Here is a 20321-nt window from a genome sequence, read left to right on the forward strand (position 1 = left end):
TCGCCATCCTGCCCACTCCCGACCGGTGCCGGTTCCGGATCGGGTGATTCATCCGGTACGCCGAGCCCCGCGGCGTGACACATGTCGCTGCGGCGCCCTGCGGCGCGACTGCATCGGCGCTCGTTTGAAATGGTGGAAGTCGTGACCGATGTGGCAAAAGCCGCTCCCCCGCAGAGGACGTTCTTCGGCCAGCCACCGCTGCTGGCCAACCTCTTCGGCGTCGAGATGTGGGAGCGCTTCTCGTTCTACGGGATGCAGGGAATCCTGCTCATCTATCTGTACTACTCGGCCGCGCACGGTGGTCTGGGGATCGACGAAACCACCGCCACCAGCATCGTCGGCGCCTACGGCGGCCTGGTCTACCTGTCCACGATCCTCGGGGCCTGGCTCGCCGACCGGGTCCTCGGCGCCGAGCGGACCCTGTTCTCCAGCGCGGTCCTGGTGATGCTCGGTCACATCGCGCTCGCCGTGCTGCCCGGCCTGCTCGGCGTCGGGGTCGGTCTGGTCCTGATCGCCTTCGGCAGCGGCGGCGTCAAGGCCAACGCCACCTCGCTGGTCGGTTCCCTCTACGCCGAGGGCGACGAGCGCCGGGACGCCGGTTTCTCGCTGTTCTACCTCGGGATCAACCTGGGCGCCCTGGTCGGGCCGCTGCTCACCGGCCTGCTGCAGACCGGCCTCGGCTTCCACTACGGCTTCGGACTCGCGGCGGTCGGGATGGCCGTCGGCCTGGTCCAGTACACGGTCCGCCGCAGGCGCCTGCCCGAGGCCGCCCGCACGGTGCCCAGCCCGCTGCCGACGTCGCGGCGGGGACTGATGGCCGCGCTCGCCGTCGGCGCCGTTGCCGCGGTCGCGGTGCTGGCCACCACCGGCGTGCTGCGGGCCGACAACCTCGCCGACATCGTCGTCGGCCTGAGCCTCCTCGCGACGATCGGCTACTTCACGATCATCCTCGGCAGCCGGCGGATCACGTCCGCGGAACGGCGCCGGGTGCTGGCCTTCGTCCCGATGTTCATCGCCAGCACGGCGTTCTGGTCGCTCTACCAGCAGCAGTTCACGGTGGTGACCATCTACTCCGACCAGCGGCTGAACCGGACCGTCCTCGGCTGGCAGATGCCGGTCTCGTTCATCCAGTCGATCAACCCGGTCTTCATCATCCTGCTGGCCGGCGTGTTCGCGGCCCTGTGGACCAGACTCGGACCGCGCCAGCCGTCGACCCCGATCAAGTTCGCGCTGGGCACCGCGACGATGGGGGTGGCGTTCCTGCTGTTCCTGCCGATGGCCGGGGGCGGCCCGAACAGCGCACCGCTGGCCGGGCTGGTCGGCATCCTGTTCGTGTTCACGATCGCCGAACTGCTGTTGTCCCCGGTGGGGTTGTCGTTGTCCACGAAGCTCGCCCCGGCGGCGTTCCGCACGCAGATGGTGGCGTTGTTCTTCCTGTCGGTGGCGCTGGGGACGGCGCTGTCGGGGACGCTGGCGCAGTACTACGACGAGGCCCACGAGGGCGCCTACTTCGGCGTCCTGGGGCTGGTCGCGATCGCGCTGGGCCTGGTCCTGGCGCTGATCACCCCGTTCCTGCGCCGGCTCATGGGCGGCGTCCGCTGACCCGCCCGCGGGCTACGCGGTCGTGCTCGCGACCGACTCGGCGGGTACGGCCGGGCCGGTCGCCGCGGTGTGTGCGTGGCGCTGGGCCAGCCACGCGCACACCATCAGCTGAAGCTGGTGGAACAGCATCAGCGGCAGCACGACGAGCCCGGCGATCGCACCGGCCTGCCCGGCGAACAGCACGCTGGCCATCGGCAGCCCGCTGGCCAGGCTCTTCTTCGAGCCACAGAACTGGATCGTGATCCGGTCCTCGCGGGAGAACCCGAGCATGCGCGACCCCACCGCCGTCACGGTCAGCACGACCGCGAGCAACGCCGCGTCCACGCCGAGGAGCACCGCGAGCGCGGACAGCGAGAGCTGCCCCCAGATGCCGGCGACCACGCCCTCGCTGAACGCGGTGTAGACGACCAGCAGGATCGAGCCCCGATCGACGAAGCCCAGGATCCGCTTGTGCCGGGTGATCCACCCGCCGATGAAGGGCCGCAGCAGCTGCCCGAGCAGGAACGGCAGCAGCAACTGCAGCGTGATGTCGAGCAGCGCCCCGCCGGAGAACCCGCCGTGCACCGAGATGAGGAGTCCGACGAGCAGCGGGGTGAGCACGATGCCGGCCAGGTTGGAGAACGACGCCGCACAGATCGCGGCGGGCACGTTGCCCCGTGCGATCGAGGTGAACGCGATCGACGACTGCACGGTCGAGGGCAGGCAGCACAGGAACAGCACCCCGATCGCGAGCTCCCGGGGCAGCACCGCCGGTGGCAGCAGCAGCACCGCCAGGCCGAGCAGCGGGAACAGCACGAAGGTCGCGGCGAACACGGTCCCGTGCAGCCGCCAGTGCCGCAGGCCCTCGAGCGCGGCCTGTGGGGACAGCCGGGCGCCGTAGAGGAAGAACAGCATCCCGATCGCCACCGTCGTCGCGTAGCCGGCGCCCGTGGCCCAGGCGCCCCGGGCGGGCAGCACCGACGCCAGGCCGACCGTGCACAGCAGCGCGATGAGGTAGGGATCGATGCGCAGTCGCCGGAGCACGACCTCATCGTGCTCCGTGATCGCACATTCGGAAACGCGTATGCGGCGATCACTGTCATCACGATCCGCGATAGCGTGGAGGCGTGTTCGACCCGGTACACCTGCGTTCCTTCCTCACCGTCGCGCAGACCCTGAGCTTCACCCAGGCCGCCGACCGGATCGGCGTCCGCCAATCCACGGTCAGCCAGCACATCCGCAAGCTCGAGGCCGCCACCGGGCGCCCGCTGTTCGCGCGCGACACCCACACCGTGACGCTGACCCCCGACGGCGAGGCGATGCTGGACTTCGCCCGTGGCATCCTCGACACCACCGAACGCGCGATGGCGCACTTCGCGGGCTCCCAGGTCCGCGGGCGCCTGCGCTTCGGCGCGTCCGAGGACCTCGTGCTGTCCCGGCTGCCGACGATCCTGCGCGAGTTCCGGCACCGGCACCCGCTCGTCGACCTCGAGCTCACCGTGGCCCTGTCCGGCACGCTGCACCAGCAGCTCGCCGACGGGGCGCTGGACCTGGTCTTCGGCAAACGCGCCCCCGGGGAGACACACGGCACGCTGGTCTGGCGGGACCGGTTCATCTGGGTGGCCGGGCCCGACCACCCCGGCCTCGACCCCGGCGAACCGGTCCCGCTGGTCGCCTACCCGCCGCCGAGCATCTCCCGCGCGGTCGCCGTCAACGCGCTCGAGCGGGCCGGCCGGTCGTGGCGGCTGACCTGCACCAGCGGCAGCCTCAGCGGCGTGCGCGCCGCCGCACTGGCCGGGCTCGGGGTGGTCGCGCACGCCGCGACGCTGGTCCCACCGGGACTCGTCGAGGTACCGGACCGGTACCGGCTGCCCGAACTCGCACCCGTCGAGTTCGTGCTCTCCACCGGCCGCCGCGCCCTCGCCGGCCCGGCCGCCGCCCTGACCGAGACCATCCTGGGCGCGGGCGACCGGCTGCGCGCCGGGTGACTCCTACCCCTCACAGCCGCGCCACCCCGGTCATCGAGTCACGCGTCACGAGCGCGGCCGGATCCGCCGCGGACAGGCCTCGGACCCGGCCGGGCGCTCGGACAGCACGAGGTGGCGAGCCTCCGCCGAGCTGTCCCACACCGGGCCGTGGTCCATCCGGCCGCCGAGATCGTGCGGGCCGCCCATACCCGTGCTCCGCGCGGTGGCGTCCCGGACTCGAGGTGGTCGCCGGGGCCGATCCACGGTGTCGCGACAACGGGCGGACGGCTTCGGCCCCGCGGAACCAGATTCATCTACGCGATCGACCCTGCCGAGACCTGTGTCCGCGCCGGAACCGGCGCTAGATGTAGGGCCCGGTCGTGAGTCCCCGTGCGCCCCGGAGGGGAGAGGTGGGGCCGATGCGCAGCGAGGGTGCAGGACGGCCGCAGGGCGACGGGGCGGTCAGCAGGAGGTTGATGGTGACCTACGAGGTTCGCTCCAGCCGCGTGGTCTACGACGGGATCCGCATGCGCGTCCGGGTGGACGAGGTCGTTCTCCCCGACGGGTCCACCGTCACCCGCGAGGTCCTCGAACGCCCCGACTCGGTGGCCATCGTGGCCCTCGACGAACAGCAGCGGCTCGTCCTCGTGCAGCACTACCGGCACCCGGTCGGCGCGCTGCTGTGGGAGCTGCCCGCCGGGCTGTGCGACCGGGAGGGCGAATCCCGCGAGGAGACGGCGCGCCGGGAGCTCGCGGAGGAGACCGGGGTACGCGCCGAGGTGTGGATCACCCTGGTCGACCTGCACCTGTCCCCCGGCGTGAGCACCGAGGCGGGGCGGGTCTACCTCGCCGAACGGCTCGCCATCGGTCCCCGCGAGGGCGAGGCGGAGGGCGAGGAGGCGTTCCTCACGACCCGTTGGCTGCCCCTGGAGGAGGCGGTGCGCTGGGTGCTCGAGCGCCGCATCACCAACTCCCTGGCCGTCGGCGGCATTCTCGCCGCCGCTCGCCGGGTCCGAACGGGCGCGCGCCGAACGGAGCCGGTGCAGCTCGCCCGCTGACCGGACGACGCCGCGAGAGTTTTCGGGGCCGTCGTCCTCTCGATCGGACGGGTGGCTGCCGTTACCCTGGCTGCGTTCCAGGGGAGGCGCGGTGATGTACAGCCTCGGAGTCGACCTCGGGACGACCTTCGTCGCCGCCGCGATCGCGCATGAGTCCCAGGTCGAGATGGTCACCCTCGGCGACCGCTCGGTGGTGGCCCCCGCGGTGGTCTACCTCCGCGAGGACGGCACCATCGTCACGGGCGACGCCGCCGTACGCCGAGCGGTGAGCAACCCGGACCGGGTGGGACGCGAGTTCAAGCGCCGCCTCGGTGACCCCACCCCGGTGATGCTCGGCAACACGCCCCACGCGGTCGGCGCGCTGCTCGGGGCGCTGCTCCACGACGTCCTGCACAAGGTCATCGAGACCGAGGGCGGTCCGCCGGAACGAGTGGTGCTCACCCATCCGGCCAACTGGGGCCCGTTCCGCCGGGAGCTGTTCGAGGACGTTCCAGAGGCCGCGGGCCTGACGGGACTGACGACCTGGCGAACGGTGAGCGAACCCGAGGCGGCCGCCGCGCACTACGCGGCAACGCGCCGGTTGAACGACGGTGAGACCGTCGCGGTGTACGACCTGGGCGGCGGCACCTTCGACGCGACCATCCTGTCCAAGGGGCCCGAGGGCATCGAGATCCTGGGCACGCCCGAAGGCATCGAGCGCCTCGGCGGCGTCGACTTCGACGAGGCCGTCATGTCCTACGTCAATGTCAGCTCGGGCGGGGCGCTGTCGGAGCTCGACATGGGCGATCCGGCCACGGCCATCGCGCTGGCCCGGTTGCGGCAGGACTGCGTCCTGGCCAAGGAGGCCCTCTCGGTCGACACCGAGACGACCATCCCGGTGTTCCTGCCGCATCGGCACTTCGAGGTCCGGCTCACCCGCCCGGAGTTCGAGGGCATGTTGCGGGCCCCGATCGAGTCGACCGTCGCGGCGCTGTCGCGGACCCTGCGGTCGGCGCAGGTCACACCGGAGCAGCTCAGCGCCGTGCTGTTGGTGGGCGGATCGTCGCGCATCCCCCTGGTCGGGCGGATGCTGACCGAACAGCTCGGCCGCCCGACGGTCGTGGACACCCACCCCAAACACGCCGTGGCGCTCGGGGCCGCGACGCTGGCCGAGGTCGCGTCGCACCCGATGCAGACCTGGTACCTGCCGGGGCAGCACACCCACCCCGCCGAGCGGGCCCGAAGAAGCCACGATGCCCGTCCGGAGGGCGCCCCCTCGACGCCCGTTCCGGCGGCTGCCGCCGCGCAGGTGCCGTCACCGGCGGCGTTCCCGGCGCCACCGGCCCCGCGCGACAACGGCATCACCCCCGGAGTGGCCGCACCGGCTGCGCCGGGTGCGAACGGTGGAACGAACCACACCGCCGGCGCGACCGCGGGGGACCGCGGCGGGGGCGCCCCGCCGTTCGGCGCCGGCTCCCCGCCGCACCCGCCCGGGCCGCCGAAGCCACCGCCTGCCGGCCCGGCGCCACCCCCGTTGGCCCAACCGCGCCGGCGCGACCGCCGCACCGCGCTCGCGATCGGTGCCGCGCTCCTGGTCCTCGGCCTCGTGGTCGGTTTCGTCCTGTGGCCCAGAGGCCAGACGGCCGGGCCCGACACGACGTCGGGGACCGGTCCACCGGTGCTGACCAGACCTGCAGCAGCGCCGCCCGCCAGTGTCGCGAACCCGGTGGTCGGCGCGGTGTTCCCGGTCGGGGCCGGACCGCAGGCGGGGGCGATCACCCCCGACGGCCGGTTCGCCTACGTGACGAGCACGAGCACGAGCACGATCTCGGTCGTCGACCTCGCGACGAATGCGGTCGCCGCCAGCATCCCGGTGGCCGCGGGGCCACCGGTGTTCGTGGCCTTCACCCCCGACGGAGCACGCGCCTACGTGAGCGTCTTCGACGAGATCCGCGGGACCGGCAACGCCGTCGTGGTGCTGGACACCGCATCGAAGGCCGTCACGGCGACGATCCCCGCAGACCGGTATCCGTACGCGATCGCCGTGAGCCCGGACGGGCGGCAACTGTTCGTGCCCAACCATGACGCCAACCTGGTCTCGGTCGTCGACACCCGGACCAACACGGTGCAGAAGAAGATCACCGTCAAGCCCAACCCGCACTCGGTCGCCTTCTCCGTCGACGGCCGCCGGGCCTACGTGGCCAATCACCAATCCAACCTCGTCACGGTGCTGGACACGAAGAACGGGATCGTGCTCACCGAGATCCCGGTGGGCCAGAGTCCGCACAGCCTGGCCATGTCCCCGGACGGCCAACGGGTCTACGTGGTCGACTACGACGCCGACACCGTCTCGGTGATCGACCCGGCCGCCAACACCGTGAGCGGCACGATCGCCGTCCAGCGGGAGCCGCAGAGCGTGGCGTTCGCCCCGGACGGGCGCCACGCCTACGTCGTCAACGACGGCAGCAACACCGTCTCCGTCATCGACACCGCCACCAACCAGGTCACCACGACCGTCGGCGTCGGCCAGGCCCCGACGGACGTGTTCGTCGCGCCCGACGGCAGGCACGCCTACGTCACCAACATCAGCTCGAACAACGTGACGGTGCTGAACATCGCCGGCTGACCGTGCTCACGCCCATTCGCCGATGAGCCGCAGGACCTCGCGGTACTGCTCCTCGCCGATCCCCAGGGTCGGGTGTCGTTCCCGGACCCCGCGCTGCCGGTCGGCCCACTCGACCAAGCCGGCGCGCAGCGCCTCGGTGCTCACGTCCATCGCCGCGGCCACCATGGCGAACTCGGCCCCCGCACACAACGCCGCCCACGCCGCGTCCCACCGCCCGAACCACAGGTTGTCGAGTTCGTCGCGCAACGCCGCGCCGTATCTCAGCTCGCGCAGGGCGTGCTCGCGCCCCTCCGCGTGGGTCAACGGCTCGCCGATCCCGTGCAGATGCAGCCGCAGTGTGCCGCGGGCGTCCAGGTAGCGGGTCAGCAGTTCGGGGGCCGGCAGGCCGGACGAACTCCGGGTGAGCGGCCACGTCTCCGGACGCGCCTGATCAGCGGGGATCTGCTGCTGGGTCATCGCACCGGTCCCGTCACCTGGCCCTGGACCGACGCTCCGCCGTCCGCCGCCCTGCCCTGCTCATCGCCCATTCCGGACCCCTCCGGCGCCGCCTCTGTTCCCGTTCCCGAGCTGAGGCTACCGTGCGTAACTAATCGAGCACATTGGGTAGGATGCGACTCATACTCGGCGGCGGCGCACGACCCGGTCACGACGGGGTCGCCCCAGCGGCGATCATGCTGAGCTCGTCGACGGTGATCTCCCGTTTGCCCTCCGGCAGCTCCGGGTGCAGGTCGGGCCCGGGCACGTCCGGCACGCCCCATCGATCGGCGACCTCGACCGGCAGGTGCTCCCACAGCTGGACCGGGACACCGGCCAGCAGGGCCTGCACCCGGACGTCGCAGTACCCGCCGCCGCGCGAGGCCCAGCCGGTGACCTCGGCCCCACCCGCGACGAGGGCGTGCCACCAGACGGCCAGAAAGTGGGCGCGGGCGGGCGGGCGGCCCCGCGCACCGACCCGGGCGCTCACGATCACCGCGTACCCCCGGTCCCCGATCGCGAACGGGCGCGCGTCGACGGAGGCCAGGCGGGGCATCTCGTGCAGCGAGACCGCGCCGTCCAGGGCGCCGAGGGCGTCGACGGTGGTCCGGAGGAGATCACGGGTGCCGGGTTCGTCGGGGCGGGTGTGCACCTGGGGCAGAGCCATCGCCAGAGGCCTCCTGGGGCCGATCACGGGACACGGGCCCGGACACCGTAGGACACATCGGACGCGCCGGTCGGGCCGGTCGGCCTGTTGCCCCTGATCGCCGGTGTGGACATCATGTGCCCGTGAACGCCTCGCGCCGCGCCACCCCCCGGCCGGCGTCCGGCGACCTCGCGGCCTGGCACCAGGCCCCGGCCGGCGCCGACCGCGCATCATGACGGGCTGGCACGACCCGTCTCCCGAGGTCGAGGCGGCCGAGCGAGCCCGGCGACTGTTCACGGCGACCTTCGGCGGCCGGGCCGAGGGCGTCTGGTCGGCACCGGGCCGGGTCAACCTGATCGGCGAGCACGTCGACTACGCAGGCGGCGTGTGCCTGCCGTTCGCGTTACCGCACCGCACCTACGTCGCGGTCCGGGCTCGCTCCGACCAGCGCCTGCACGTCGTCTCGGACCAGGCTGGACAGCCGTGGGCCGGCCGGATCGCCGAGATCGCCCCCGGACGTCCCCACGGGTGGGCGGCCTACCTCGCCGGGGTGGCGTGGGCCATGCAGCGCGACGGGCTGGCCGGCGCAGCCGGGCGCGGGGTCGACGCCGCGGTCACGTCCGACGTCCCGGTCGGAGCCGGGCTCTCGAGCTCGGCGGCCCTGGAGTGTGCGCTGGCCGTCGCGCTCGCCGACCTGTACGGCCCCGGTTCGGGTGAGCCGGACGACCCCGTCCGGTCACGGATCGCGGCGGCCTGCGTGCGCGCGGAGAACGAGATCGCGCTCGCCGCCACCGGCGGGATGGACCAGACGGTCGCGCTGCGCGCCCGGGCCGGCCAGTGCCTGCGCCTGGACTGCTCCGACGACACCGACCGGGCGGTCCGGCGGCTGCTGCTCGACCTGCCCGCCCACGGCCTGGACCTCCTGGTGATCAACACCAACGCCCCGCACCGGCTCGTCGACGGTCGGTACCGCAGCCGCCGCGCGGCCGTCGAGCACGCTGCGCGACTGCTGGGTGTCCCGACGCTGCGGGCGGTCGCGTCCGTCGCGCAGGCGCGTGCCGGGCTGCACGCCGTCGGCGAGACCGACCCCGTGCTGCTTGCCCGGGTCCGCCACGTGGTGACCGAGATCCGGCGAGCGACCGCCGCGGGCGACGCGCTGGCCGACGGCCGGGTGCGCGACCTCGCGCCGCTGCTGGACTCCTCGCACGCCTCCCTCCGCGACGACTACGAGGTCAGCTGCCCCGAGCTGGACAGCGCCGTCGACGCGGCACGCGGCGCGGGCGCGCTCGGCGCCCGGATGACCGGCGGCGGTTTCGGCGGGTCGGCGATCGCCTTGGTCACGCGGAGCGACGTCAGCGCGGTCGCGGAGGCGGTCACCCTGGCGGCCGCGCGGCGCGCTCTCGCGGCGCCGTCCTTCCTGCGCGCGGTGCCGTCCGCGGCGGCCGGACGGTCCGACGCGCCAGCCGCTCCGGCGTAAGGCCGGGCGCTCGCTGCCGCCCGCGGCCGGTCGCGCGGTCCGGCAAGCGGGGCCCAGGGGGCCACCAACGGCCTCGACACGGTGGCCCGGCTCCGGATACACGCCGACCATCGACCGTTCGCCGACAGAATGCCGCCTTCTGACGCAGTGTGACGTAGAGCAAAGCAACCAGCCCCTAGATCACCCGTTCGTGACAGTCTCATAACTGCCGGTTACCGACATGCTGGTCCGAACGGTGCTCAGACCTCCCACGAACTGATTACGGTCTTGCGTGCTGGTCGGGACCCAAGCCCGGTCGGCGCGCCTGGTCGGTGCCTCGCATCCTGCCCACCGACACTCCCCCGGGCGCCCATCACGATCTGGGCAGGAGCGGAGACGCCGCGGCACGCGCGCATCTCCGGCGGCCACAGCCGCCGCAGGTGCGCGGTCCGCCGGTGCGACCACCTCGTGACCGAGGGCGCTACACCCTCGGGTCCGGGTCGCGCCGTGCGCGCTTCGCAGGGGCTGAGGACAGCTCAGCATGGCTTCACACCGCGCGAAACACCGCGCCGACGCCCCCGTCGCCGCCCCGACCCGGCCCGAGGACCGCGACCACCGCGATGCACGGCAGGGACGGAGAGGGGCGAGGACCCAGAAGGCGATGTGCGCGGCGGTCTCGGCGACGCTGCTGGGAGCGACGGCCGCGGTCGCGGCCCTCTCCGGATCGGCCCAGGCGGTGACGCCGCAGGCGCTCACCCAGGACCTCCCGCCGCTCGGACACGACGGACCTGCACCCCAGGCCCAGGCCGCGGGCCCCTACCTGGCGGCCCAGCAGGGACCGGCGGCTCCGACCGCACTGTCCACGGCCGCGAACTTCCAGCCGGTGCAGGTCGGCACGATCGTGCGCGACGCGGTGACCGGCGCCGCGTCGTCCGCGATGACCACCGCCCAGACGCGGGCGGCCGCCGCAGCCCGGGCGCAAGCTGCCGCAGCCGCCCACGAGCAGGCCGTGGCCGCCGAGACCCGCAAGCAGGCCGCTGCCGGATCCACGATCATCGCCGCGTCGTTGACGACACCGGCCACGGCGGCGGTCGGCGGGGGTGCCGGCGCGGCCGCCCTGCAGGCGGCCTTGACCCAGATCGGCAAGCCCTACGTCTGGGGCGGGACCGGGCCTGACGGCTTCGACTGTTCCGGCCTGGTGCAGTGGGCGTTCAAGCAGGCAGGCGTCACTCTGCCGCGCACGGCGGACGAGCAGTCCAACGTGGGCACGCCGGTCAGCCAGGACCAGTTGCAGCCCGGTGACCTCGTGTTCTTCTACTCCCCGGTGGAGCACGTCGGCATCTACGTGGGCAACGGGAAGATCCTCGCCGCGCCGCAACCGGGCGAGACCGTGGGGTACTCCAACATGGCCTACATGCCGTTCCACAACGCCCGCAGGCTCTGACCTGCGACGTCCGGCCTCCTCGGTGAGCGGGCCGTGAACGGGTGCCCGTCCCGGTGGTTCATGCCTCCGGGACGGGTGTCCGGGCCGGTCCGGCGCTGCAGCGCCGAGGCGCCGGCAACGCTCACCCGCGCCCGGGCGCTGCGGTCGGCGTCGGTTCGCTCCCCTCGGCGGCCCGGCCGTGCTGCGGGGCGCCCGTGTCGTCGCGGCGCCGCACAGGGTCTTGCGGCCGACGCGGCCGGCGAGGGCCCCGAGAACGGCAGCAGCACCATCATGACGGGCTGGCCGATGAAGATCAGAGTCAGCGGCTCCGCCGTACTCCCCGCCCGTGGAGAAGCCCTGGATCATGCACGGGAGGATGAGCCCGGCGGGCGCGAGGATGCCGATGGTGGCGCAACTGGGCAGCAGCCCGCCGCACAACGCACCACACCCGGACGCCGCGATGCCCCGGTGTCTGCGCTGTGCGCAATGGCCGAACCGCCGGGCCTGTGGGGATCCCGCGTTCAGCTGGGTACTCCGCAGGGCATCGACGTCGACGACACCTCCCAGTGCATTCAGGCGCCCGCATGCGAGTGCTGCGGCGGCGGGTCCGAACGCCTGGCTGTCGTGACGACGGGAACGGACATCGGCCCGCTGTGCCTGACCATGTGCGACGAATGCCGCGACGCGGGCGAGTTCCCGTTGATCGGCATCTTCCGCGCGGTGACTCGCGTGCTCGATCACGCCGGACATCTCGGCGTGAGCGTCGAGGACCTCGCTCCACACGCGGCCCGGCGCGCGGGCCCCGCAGGCGCCGGCCCCGGCCCGTGACGCCCGCCGGCGCGCTTGCGGCCGCACCGCGAAGCGGCCCGCCGGCCATCGCCCGACGGGCCGCCCCGCCACCCGAGGATCGCCGGAACCGACATCGCGGGGTCACCGAAGTCGTGCGTAAATTGTGTTGGGCGCTGCGGCAATCCGTTCCTATGCTGGCCCCTTCCGCGGGATCGCAGAGGGGTGGACCTGGATGACTGGGCTCGCAGCAGATCAGGTGAGCGAGAGCGCGGCGGGGCCCGGGCGTGCAGAGCTCGAGCCGCAACTGGAACGACACCGGGTGGAGCTGGCCGGCTACTGCTACCGCATGCTCGGATCGGCGTTCGAGACCGATGACGCCGTGCAGGAGACCCTCGTGCGGGCGTGGCGCGGCCTCGATCGCTTCGACGGGCGGTCGGCACTGCGGTCCTGGCTCTACCGCATCGCCACCAATGTGTGCATCGACATGTTGAACGGGCGCAAGCGCCGCGCGCTCCCGATGGACCTGGGTTCGTCGCCGGCGCCGCCGGTCGAGTCGGCCCTGGGCGCCCCGCTCCCCGAGTACAGGTGGGTCGAGCCGATCCCCAACGGCCGGGTCATGTCGGGGGGCGTCGATCCGGCCGAGCAGGCCGTGTCCCGGGAGTCGATCCGGCTGGCGTTCGTCGCCGCGCTGCAGTACCTGCCGCCCCGGCAGCGCGCGGTGCTGATCCTGCGCGAGGTCCTGTGCTGGAGGGCGAGCGAGGTGGCCGAACTCCTCGACACCACGGAGGCCTCGGTCAACAGCGCACTGCAACGGGCCCGCTCGACGCTGGCCGGCCGCGACCTCGCCGCCGCCCGGCTGCCCGACCCGACCGACGACACCGACAAGGAGCTCCTGGCCCGTTACGTCGACGCCTTCGAGCGCTACGACATCTCCTCGCTCGTCGCGCTGCTCCAGGAGGACGCGGTGCAGTCGATGCCGCCGTACGAGATGTGGCTTCGCGGTCGCGACGACATCGCCCGGTGGCTCCTCGGACCGGGCATCGGGTGTCGCGGGTCGCGGCTCGTCCCGGTCGAGGCGAACGGGGCGCCGGCGTTCGCGCAGTACCGGCCCAGCCCGGGCGGCGGTCACGAGCCGTGGTCGATCCAGGTCATCGAGGTGTCGGACGGCCGGATCGCCGGGTTCACCCACTTCCTGGACACGAACCTGTTCGCGGTGTTCGGGCTGCCTCCGCGGCTCGACTAGGCGCCGGCGATCACGGGGACCGTCGAGCTGGGAGCGGGGCTGAGCGCTCGGCCGTCCGGCGTGTATCGCCACCCCGTTCACATCGCCCGGCCCGGGTGGGCGGTCGCCTCTCAGGGACGGCGCCTCGGTCTTCCCGCCCCGCTGCGTCGTGCGTTCGCACTCCGGCCGCCAGCCAGCCCGGGGGCTGGACTCGTCCCGGCGTCGGCCGGTGCCGCCGCGGGCGACGGCGCGTCCGTACCGGGAGGCCGGCGGGCGCTACCGGCCCATGCCATCACCGAGCCCGGAGGAACGCAGACATGGCGGGCCTGCGGGGTGATGCCTCCCGCGGGCGGCCCGGCACCGGTCCTGGCGGTCGAGCCCCGGCCGCCCGGTTCGGCACGCCGGGCCGACGGCAGGAACCCGCCCGTCTGTGACAGTCGCATCGGGTCGTGCTCGGACGGCAGCCGGCCGGCCGTGCAGCCACCGCGGCGGACCCGAGTGATGGGAAGGACGCGACTGTGGCACCTGCCGAGCAGGCTCCGGCCCGCTACACGGGCTTCGACGGCATGCCGATCGCCGGGACGTGGCGGGCCGGCAATGCCGGGAGCACCGCTTCCGACACCAACCCCTTCAGCGGGGAGACCCTGGCCGAGATCCCGCAGGCGGACGCAGCGGATGTCGACAGCGCCTACCGCAACGCACGGGACGCGCAGCGGCAGTGGGAGCGGACCCCGCCCTCGGAACAGGCCCAGGTGTTCCTCCGCGCGGCGCAGATCATGGACGCACGCCGGGAGGAGATCTTCGACTGGTTGACGGCCGAGGCCGGCAGCACCCGGGTCAAGTGCGAGTGGGAGTGGGCCATCACCCGGGCGGACATGATGGAGGCCGCCTCGCACCCGTCCCGGATGGCCGGTCGCATCACGTCCTCCGACATTCCGGACAAGGAGAACCGGGTGTACCGGCAGCCGGTGGGCGTGGTGACGGTGATCAGCCCCTGGAACTTCCCGCTGCACCTGTCCAACCGCTCGGTGGCGCCTGCGCTCTCGGTGGGCAACGCCGTGGTGCTCAAGCCGGCCAGCGACACCCCCGTCACCGGTGGCCTGCTGCTGGCGAAGATCTACGAGGAGGCCGGCCTGCCGCTGTCGCTGCTCAGCGTGATCATCGGCCGGGGTCGTGACGTGGGCGATCCCCTGATCACCCATCCCATCCCCCGCCTGATCTCGTTCACCGGATCGACCGAGGTCGGGAAGGGTCTCACCGAGAAGGCGGGGATCAAGAAGCTCGACCTCGAGCTCGGCGGCAACGCACCCGTCGTCGTCCTCGACGACGCCGATCTGGAGCACGCGCTGGACACGGCGGTGTTCAGCTCGTACCTGCACCAGGGGCAGATCTGCATCCGCGCGAACCGGGTGATCGTCGACGCCGCGGTGCACGACGATTTCGTGGCGCGTTTCGTCGAGCGCGCCCGGGCGCTGCGGGTCGGCGACCCGAAGGACCCGGGCACCCGGATCGGCCCGATCATCAACGCCGACCAGCTCAAGTCGATCCAGGACAAGGTGTCGAGGTCGGTGGACGCCGGAGCGCGACTGCTCCTGTCCGGTGAGCCCACCGGCCCGACCGGGCTGACGCTGCCGCCGCACGTGGTGGCCGGCCCCAACGACGTGCCCACCGCCGCCGAGGAGGTGTTCGGGCCGGTGGCCACGATCGTCCGGGCGAACGGCGAATCCGACGCCCTCGAACTGGCGAACCGGACCCGGTACGGCCTGAGCAGCGCGGTGTTCACGCAGGATTTCGAGCGCGGCCTGCGTTTCGCCCGGCAGGTGGAGGCGGGCATGACCCACATCAACGACACGACGGTGAATTACGAGCCGAACACCGCCTTCGGCGGTGAGAAGGACTCCGGTGTGGGCCGCTTCGGCGGCGACTGGGGGATCGAGACGTTCACCACCGATCACTGGATCAGCGTGCAGCACAGCCCCCGCCGCTTCGGCTTCCAGCCCGCGGGGACGGCCGCTGACCAGCTATGACAACGCCGTTCCCCGGGGGCCGCTGCCGGTTCTCGCTGAAGCTGAGCAGTGATGGACCGCCGATCCGGTCCGGTCCGCGGATCCCGTGCTGCCGCCACCGCGAGCGAGCTCGACCGGGCCCGGTCTAGTAGACGTCCCAGGCGGTGACGACGTCGTCCGCGGTGAGGTGCACGGACCGGTTGCGCAGCGCGATCCCCTCCGCCACCCGGGTGATCCCGAGATCACCCACCGCCTCCGTCCCGGCGCCGATGATCTTCGGGGCGGTGCCGACGACGACGCGGTCGACCAGTCCGGCGCTCAGTAACGAGGTGATCACCCGGGCGCCCCCCTCGACGAGCAGGCTCCGCACACCGCACTCGCGCAGCACCCGCAACCCGGCCACGAGGTCCACGCCGCCCGGTCCCGGCGGCAGCACCCGGATCCCCGCACCGGTCTCCCGCAGTCGCTTCCGATCGTGCTCGGTGGCACGGTCGGTGGTGAGCACGACGGTCACCGGGTCCCCGTCGAGCAGCAGGGCGTTCGACGGGGTCCGCAGCGTGGAGTCGAGGACGACCCGCAGCGGCGACGCGCCGGGGACGAGACGGACGGTCAGCCGGGGATCGTCCCGCAGCACCGTCCCCACGCCGACCATCACCGCGTCGCAGGCCGCCCGCAGTGCGTGCGAGACGACGCGCTCCTCCTCACCACTGATCCATTTCGAGTCGCCGCCGGCGGTCGCGATCCGCCCGTCGAGGGTCTGGGCGTACTTCAGGACGACATAGGGACGATCGGCAGGCGGGTCGACGTCACCGAGCAGGTGGACGGCGTCCGGTGGTGGCGACGGCGCCGGTTCCAGCTCCTCCCCCGCCGTCCCGAGGTGACCGAGCCGCCGCTCCTCGGTGGCGAGGTAGCCGGCGTTGCGGCTGTGCGCCGCCGTCCGCAGCGGCTCCATCCCCTCCACCGTGATCCCGGCCTCGCGAAGGCCGCGCACCTTGTCCCGGTTGTTCGTGAGCAGCCGCACCGCGCCGATGCCGAGCGCGTGCAGTACCGCGGCGGCGGCGGCGTCGTAGCGGCGGCCGTCGACCGGGAGTCCCAGCCGCAGGTCGGCGTCCACGGTGTCGGCACCATCGTCCTGCTCGACGTAGGCCCGCAGCTTGTTGACCAGCCCCACGCCGCGCCCCTCGTGCCCGGTGGCGTACAGCAGCAGGCCCCGCCCCTCGGCCGCGATCCGGCGCAGCGCGAGGCGGAGTTGGACACCGCACTCGCAGCGCAACGAACCGAGCGCGTCCCCGGTCAGGCACTCCGAGTGCAACCTCGTCAGCACCGCGCCCCCGCCCGGCAGGTCGCCCTTGGCCAGCGCCAGGTACACCAGGCCGGTGTGCACCTCGAAGGCCGTCGCCTGGAACTCACCGAACTGCGTCGGCAGCATGACGTGGACCAACTCACGCACGCCGTTCACCCAGGGCTCCTCTCCGAGACCTCAGGCGGACCGCTCCCGAGTAAACCGAGGACCCGCGGCCGCGGGCAAGGCGGACGCGGTCGACGGCGTGCTCGGAGGCCGCGCCGTGGCCCGGTGACGGATCAGCGGGACGCCCGGTCGTCTCCGTTGACGGGGCCCGAGTCGTTGAAGGCGAGCAGCAGCGGGACCGGACCGGCGGTGTCGATCCGACACACCGCGGCGTCGGCGAGGAACATTCGCCAGGCCACCTCGTCGCCGACCCCCAACGCCCAGGTGACCGCTGCCTTGATCGGGGAGACGTGGCTGACCACGATGACGTCGCCGCGGGCGGCGTCGTCGGCCAGATCCACGCAGGCCTGCCGCACCCGGGTACAGACCGCCGCGACGGACTCGCCGCCGGCGGGCACGAAGTCCGGGTCCTGCCGCCACATCCGCCACGACTGTTCGCCCAGCGCGGTCGCCGGCCGGCCGTCCAGGTCGCCGTAGTCCATCTCGATCCAGCGCGGGTCCACCTCCACGCCCGCGGCGTCCGCGGCGGCCGGGGCGGCGCCGGCGAGCACGGCGGAGGTTTGACGTGCGCGCATCAGCGGGCTGGACACGATGCGAGCCGCGCGCGGCAGGGCCGCGGCCAGGGCACGCGCCTGGCGACAACCGGTCTCGGTCAGCGGCGGGTCAGCGCGGCCGAGCAGCAACCCGCGGGCGTTGGCGGCCGTCTGCCCGTGCCGGACCAGGATCAGCACCCTCGCCAGGTTAGTGGTCAGCCGGGCCCGCCACCGCCACGCCGGAGCAGCAGCACCCCGCAGCCGGGAAGGCAGGCGATCAGGCTGAGCACCCCGTACACCACGGCGGTGGTGAGCCCTTGCGTCGCGCCGAGCCCCGCCGCACCGAAGGCGAAGGCGGTGACGGCCTCCCGGGGCCCCCAGCCACCGATGTTGATCGGCATTCCCATCACGAGCAGCGCCGGCACCAGCAACGGGAGGAGCTCGCCGACCGTGGCCTGCGATCCCGCGGTCCGCGCGGCGACGACGAAGAGCGCGAGGTACCCGGCCAGTGCGGCCACGGACAGCAGGACCACCCCCGGCAAGGTGTCGCGGGAGAGCACGCCGGTGCGGGCGTCCGCGAGGCTCGTCCGCAGCGCGTTGCGGATCCGCGACGCCCGCCGCCCGCGCACCGCCCAGGCCCCGAGCGCGACGACGGCGGCGAGGACAGCAAGCATCCCGGCAGTGATTCCGCGGCCGAGGATCAACTCGCCGGTGGCCGCGAGAAGGGCCGGCTGGGCGAGCAGCACACCCACCCCGGCGACGATCAGGACCACCTGACCGGCGAGCCGTTCGAGCACCACCGCGCGGACGCCGCGACCGATGTCGCCGGCCTGCCGGCCATGATTCACCGCACGGTGCACGTCGCCGAGCACACCCGCCGGCAGCACCGAGTTGAGGAACAGCGCTCGGTAGCAGTCCGCCACCGCCACCGCCAGCGGCAACCGCAGGCCGAGACCGCGCGCCACGAGGCACCATCGCCACGCGCTGAACACCGTGGTCAGCAGGCCGATGCCGAGCGCGGCGAGCACCGACCCGGTCTCGATCGCCCGCAGCCCGTCGACGAAGGCGCCGCTGCCGAGGCGCACCACGAGCGCGGCCAGGACCCCGGCGCCGACGAGCACCCGCACACCCGGCCAGAGCCTCCGCATCACGATGCACCCGCCGCAAGCGCGAGCACGTCGACGTGGCCGACCACGACCCGCAGCTCACCGGCCGTGCAGGCGTCGAGCCTGCGGCGCAGGTAGGCACCCGCACGCCGCTCGAGATCCGGCTGTTGCTCGCAGGCGGCGCCGATCCAGCCTCGCAGCCACTCCTCCGCCAGCTCGGCCTGGTCAGCACCGAGACGCCATGAGCCGGTCCGGCTCGCCACCGCTGCGCCACGCCGGCCGAACGCGTCGGCGGCGGCAGCGCCGGCGTCCGGGCCGAGCAGCCGCCGGCCGCCCGTGCATCGCCGTTGATGGGTGTCGAAGGCGGCCGCGAACTCGGCATCGAGCGGATCGGAAGGAGCGAGTTCGACCAGCCCGGTCACCGACAACGTCAGCAGCGCAGCGCACCCGGCCTCGACGCACGCGGTGGCGAGCTCGTCCACCTCCTCGGAGGTGAGCAGGTCCAGCAGGGCGGATGCGGTCACCAGCGACGTCCCGGCGAGCTCCGCGGCGCGCAGCTCGGTGACGTCCCCCTGCTGTGTCTGCGCGGTGACCGGAGCACCGTCGGCGGCCACGCCCGGCATGCCGGTGCCGGCGTGCGCGAGTAGCGCAGGATCGCGGTCGTGCAGGATCCAGAGCTGGGGGCCCGGCAGCCTTCCGGCGAGCCAGCGTCCCATCGAACCGGTGCCACAGCCGAGGTCCCGGACCACCGACGCAGCACCGGCCCGGGCTCCGGCCGCCAGGTGGGCGCGGACCCCCTCGACCAGCTCAGGCGCCCGGGCCGAGGCGTCGGCGCTCTCCCGCAACGCCAGCCAGTCCGCCGCGCACACCGGCGATCCGGGGACGCTCAACCCGGCGTCCCACGCAGCCGTTCCAGCACTCCGGCCAGGCATCGTGTGGTCACCTCCCACCCGTCCAGCGTGCCGCGCCGTTTCCGGGCGGAGCGGCGCAGTCCCTCCCGCAACGCCGGCTCGCCGAACCAGCGGCGCAGGGCTGCGGCGAGTGCCGCGACGTCGGCCGGTGGCACGACGATCCCCGGCATCCGGCCGTCCGGGTCGTGGCCGAGGGTCTCCGGCACCCCGCCGACGGCCGCCGCGAGCACCGGGATCCCCCGAGCCAGCGCCTCCGCCACGACCATCCCGTAGGACTCGACGCGGGACGGCAGCACCAGCAGGTCGGCCGCGGCGAACGCCGCGGCGAGCTGCGCGCCCGTCCGCGGACCGGTGAGCCGTACCCGCTCGCTGAACCGGTGGCGCTCGATCGAGCGCCGGACCGCGGCCAGGTGCGCGGGGGCGCGGCGCAACGGCCCGACGAGATCACAGCTCCAGGGCAGGTCGGCGGTGGCGGCGAGGGCCTCGACGAGCAGGTCCTGACCTTTGGTCGGGGTGACCGACCCGACGCACAGCAGGCGGCTCGCCCCGTCGGTGCCGGGAGCGGGCGGCGCGGGATCGACGCCCGGCGTGGCGACCTGAACCCGGTCGGCGCCGAGCCCATGATGCGCGACGAGCCGGCGCGCCGCCCACGGGCTGGTGCCCACGACCGCGCTCGCGGCGTGCAGTGTCTCCCGCTCGAGGGCGGCGAGCTCCGCCGCGGGCCCGGGCGCCAACCCCGCCTCGTCACCGAGGGGCAGGTGCACCAGAACGACGAGCCGCAGCCGGCGCGCCTGCGGGACGACGACGTCCGGGACGCCGCAGGCCACGAGCCCGTCGAGGAGTACGACGGCGCCGTCGGGCACGGCCGCGAGGGTACGGGCCAGCGACGCGCGGGCGGCGGAGTCGGGCCGGGGCCACGCCCCGGGAACGGCGAGCTCGCGTACCGACCAGCCGGTGGCCGACAAGCCTCGGCAGACGCGGCGGTCGTACGCGTTGCCGCCGCTCGCCGCGGCGACGTCGTCGATGTCACCCGGCACGACGACGTGCACCGGGCGCACGCCCGCCGCCGCGGCGAT

The 20321-nt window shown here is 73.5% G+C and carries 18 protein-coding genes; 9 read left to right on the top strand and 9 right to left on the bottom strand.

All coding sequences use genetic code 11. The features are described from left to right. The first annotated feature begins 129 nt into the window (after positions 1-129). A complete protein-coding gene (locus HF526_RS22140; RefSeq protein ID WP_169383466.1) occupies positions 130-1602 on the top strand; it encodes a peptide MFS transporter in 1473 nt (490 codons plus the stop codon). 12 nt (positions 1603-1614) lie between these two features. Here HF526_RS22140 and HF526_RS22145 read toward each other — a convergent pair whose 3' ends face one another. Continuing rightward, positions 1615-2625, bottom strand: a complete 1011-nt coding sequence (locus tag HF526_RS22145) for a bile acid:sodium symporter (protein WP_169383467.1) — start codon at positions 2623-2625, stop codon at positions 1615-1617. An 83-nt stretch (positions 2626-2708) separates the two neighbouring features. Here HF526_RS22145 and HF526_RS22150 point away from each other — a divergent pair, with 83 nt between their 5' ends. After that, entirely contained in the window at positions 2709-3569 is an 861-nt protein-coding gene (locus tag HF526_RS22150) for a LysR substrate-binding domain-containing protein (protein ID WP_169383468.1), read from the top strand. 45 nt (positions 3570-3614) lie between these two features. On the opposite strand, the gene HF526_RS22155 is transcribed toward HF526_RS22150, so the two are convergent. Then, the gene (locus HF526_RS22155; protein ID WP_169383469.1) at positions 3615-3755 is read right to left on the bottom strand and encodes a hypothetical protein; all 141 of its coding nucleotides are present in this window, start codon (positions 3753-3755) and stop codon (positions 3615-3617) included. Positions 3756-3967: 212 nt separating this feature from the next. Here HF526_RS22155 and HF526_RS22160 point away from each other — a divergent pair, with 212 nt between their 5' ends. Then, positions 3968-4606, top strand: a complete 639-nt coding sequence (locus tag HF526_RS22160) for an NUDIX domain-containing protein (RefSeq protein ID WP_211177632.1) — start codon at positions 3968-3970, stop codon at positions 4604-4606. A 94-nt stretch (positions 4607-4700) separates the two neighbouring features. Beyond that, positions 4701-7211, top strand: coding sequence for an Hsp70 family protein (locus HF526_RS36510; RefSeq protein ID WP_169383470.1), 2511 nt, complete (start codon positions 4701-4703; stop codon positions 7209-7211). 6 nt (positions 7212-7217) lie between these two features. Here HF526_RS36510 and HF526_RS22170 read toward each other — a convergent pair whose 3' ends face one another. Continuing rightward, a complete protein-coding gene (locus HF526_RS22170) occupies positions 7218-7667 on the bottom strand; it encodes a hypothetical protein (protein WP_169383471.1) in 450 nt (149 codons plus the stop codon). Positions 7668-7854: 187 nt separating this feature from the next. Then, positions 7855-8352, bottom strand: a complete 498-nt coding sequence (locus HF526_RS22175; protein WP_169383472.1) for a hypothetical protein — start codon at positions 8350-8352, stop codon at positions 7855-7857. A 211-nt stretch (positions 8353-8563) separates the two neighbouring features. Between HF526_RS22175 and galK the strand changes: the two genes are divergently transcribed. The 5 genes from galK to HF526_RS22200 all read left to right on the top strand — a co-directional run bounded on the left by galK (position 8564) and on the right by HF526_RS22200 (position 15248). Continuing rightward, positions 8564-9808: a galactokinase gene (gene galK / locus HF526_RS22180; protein WP_169383473.1), complete on the top strand. Its 1245-nt coding sequence runs from the start codon at positions 8564-8566 to the stop codon at positions 9806-9808. Between the two features lie 520 nt (positions 9809-10328). Beyond that, positions 10329-11231 (top strand): C40 family peptidase, encoded by a 903-nt coding sequence (locus HF526_RS22185; protein ID WP_169383474.1) that lies wholly within the window; start codon positions 10329-10331, stop codon positions 11229-11231. Between the two features lie 270 nt (positions 11232-11501). Further along, complete coding sequence (locus HF526_RS37035; protein WP_169383475.1) at positions 11502-12038, top strand: hypothetical protein; 537 nt, start codon at positions 11502-11504, stop codon at positions 12036-12038. Between the two features lie 217 nt (positions 12039-12255). Continuing rightward, positions 12256-13242, top strand: a complete 987-nt coding sequence (locus tag HF526_RS22195; RefSeq protein ID WP_338051656.1) for a sigma-70 family RNA polymerase sigma factor — start codon at positions 12256-12258, stop codon at positions 13240-13242. Positions 13243-13739: 497 nt separating this feature from the next. Next, entirely contained in the window at positions 13740-15248 is a 1509-nt protein-coding gene (locus HF526_RS22200; RefSeq protein WP_338051657.1) for an aldehyde dehydrogenase family protein, read from the top strand. A gap of 124 nt (positions 15249-15372) precedes the next feature. On the opposite strand, the gene ribA is transcribed toward HF526_RS22200, so the two are convergent. The 5 genes from ribA to HF526_RS22225 all read right to left on the bottom strand — a co-directional run bounded on the left by ribA (position 15373) and on the right by HF526_RS22225 (position 20303). Further along, positions 15373-16686 (bottom strand): GTP cyclohydrolase II RibA, encoded by a 1314-nt coding sequence (ribA, locus tag HF526_RS22205; protein ID WP_169383477.1) that lies wholly within the window; start codon positions 16684-16686, stop codon positions 15373-15375. Between the two features lie 122 nt (positions 16687-16808). Continuing rightward, entirely contained in the window at positions 16809-17426 is a 618-nt protein-coding gene (locus tag HF526_RS22210; RefSeq protein WP_169383478.1) for a histidine phosphatase family protein, read from the bottom strand. Positions 17427-17443: 17 nt separating this feature from the next. After that, positions 17444-18376 carry a lysylphosphatidylglycerol synthase transmembrane domain-containing protein gene (locus tag HF526_RS22215; protein ID WP_169383479.1) on the bottom strand — a complete coding sequence of 311 codons (933 nt, stop codon included), beginning with the start codon at positions 18374-18376 and terminating at the stop codon, positions 17444-17446. Continuing rightward, positions 18376-19224 (bottom strand): class I SAM-dependent methyltransferase, encoded by an 849-nt coding sequence (locus tag HF526_RS22220; protein ID WP_211177633.1) that lies wholly within the window; start codon positions 19222-19224, stop codon positions 18376-18378. The genes HF526_RS22215 and HF526_RS22220 overlap by 1 nt, the downstream gene beginning before the upstream one ends. After that, positions 19221-20303 carry a glycosyltransferase family 4 protein gene (locus HF526_RS22225; protein WP_338051658.1) on the bottom strand — a complete coding sequence of 361 codons (1083 nt, stop codon included), beginning with the start codon at positions 20301-20303 and terminating at the stop codon, positions 19221-19223. The genes HF526_RS22220 and HF526_RS22225 overlap by 4 nt, the downstream gene beginning before the upstream one ends. Positions 20304-20321 lie beyond the last annotated feature (18 nt).

The sequence above is a fragment of the Pseudonocardia acidicola genome (assembly GCF_012911935.1).
GTDB lineage: Bacteria > Actinomycetota > Actinomycetes > Mycobacteriales > Pseudonocardiaceae > Pseudonocardia > Pseudonocardia acidicola.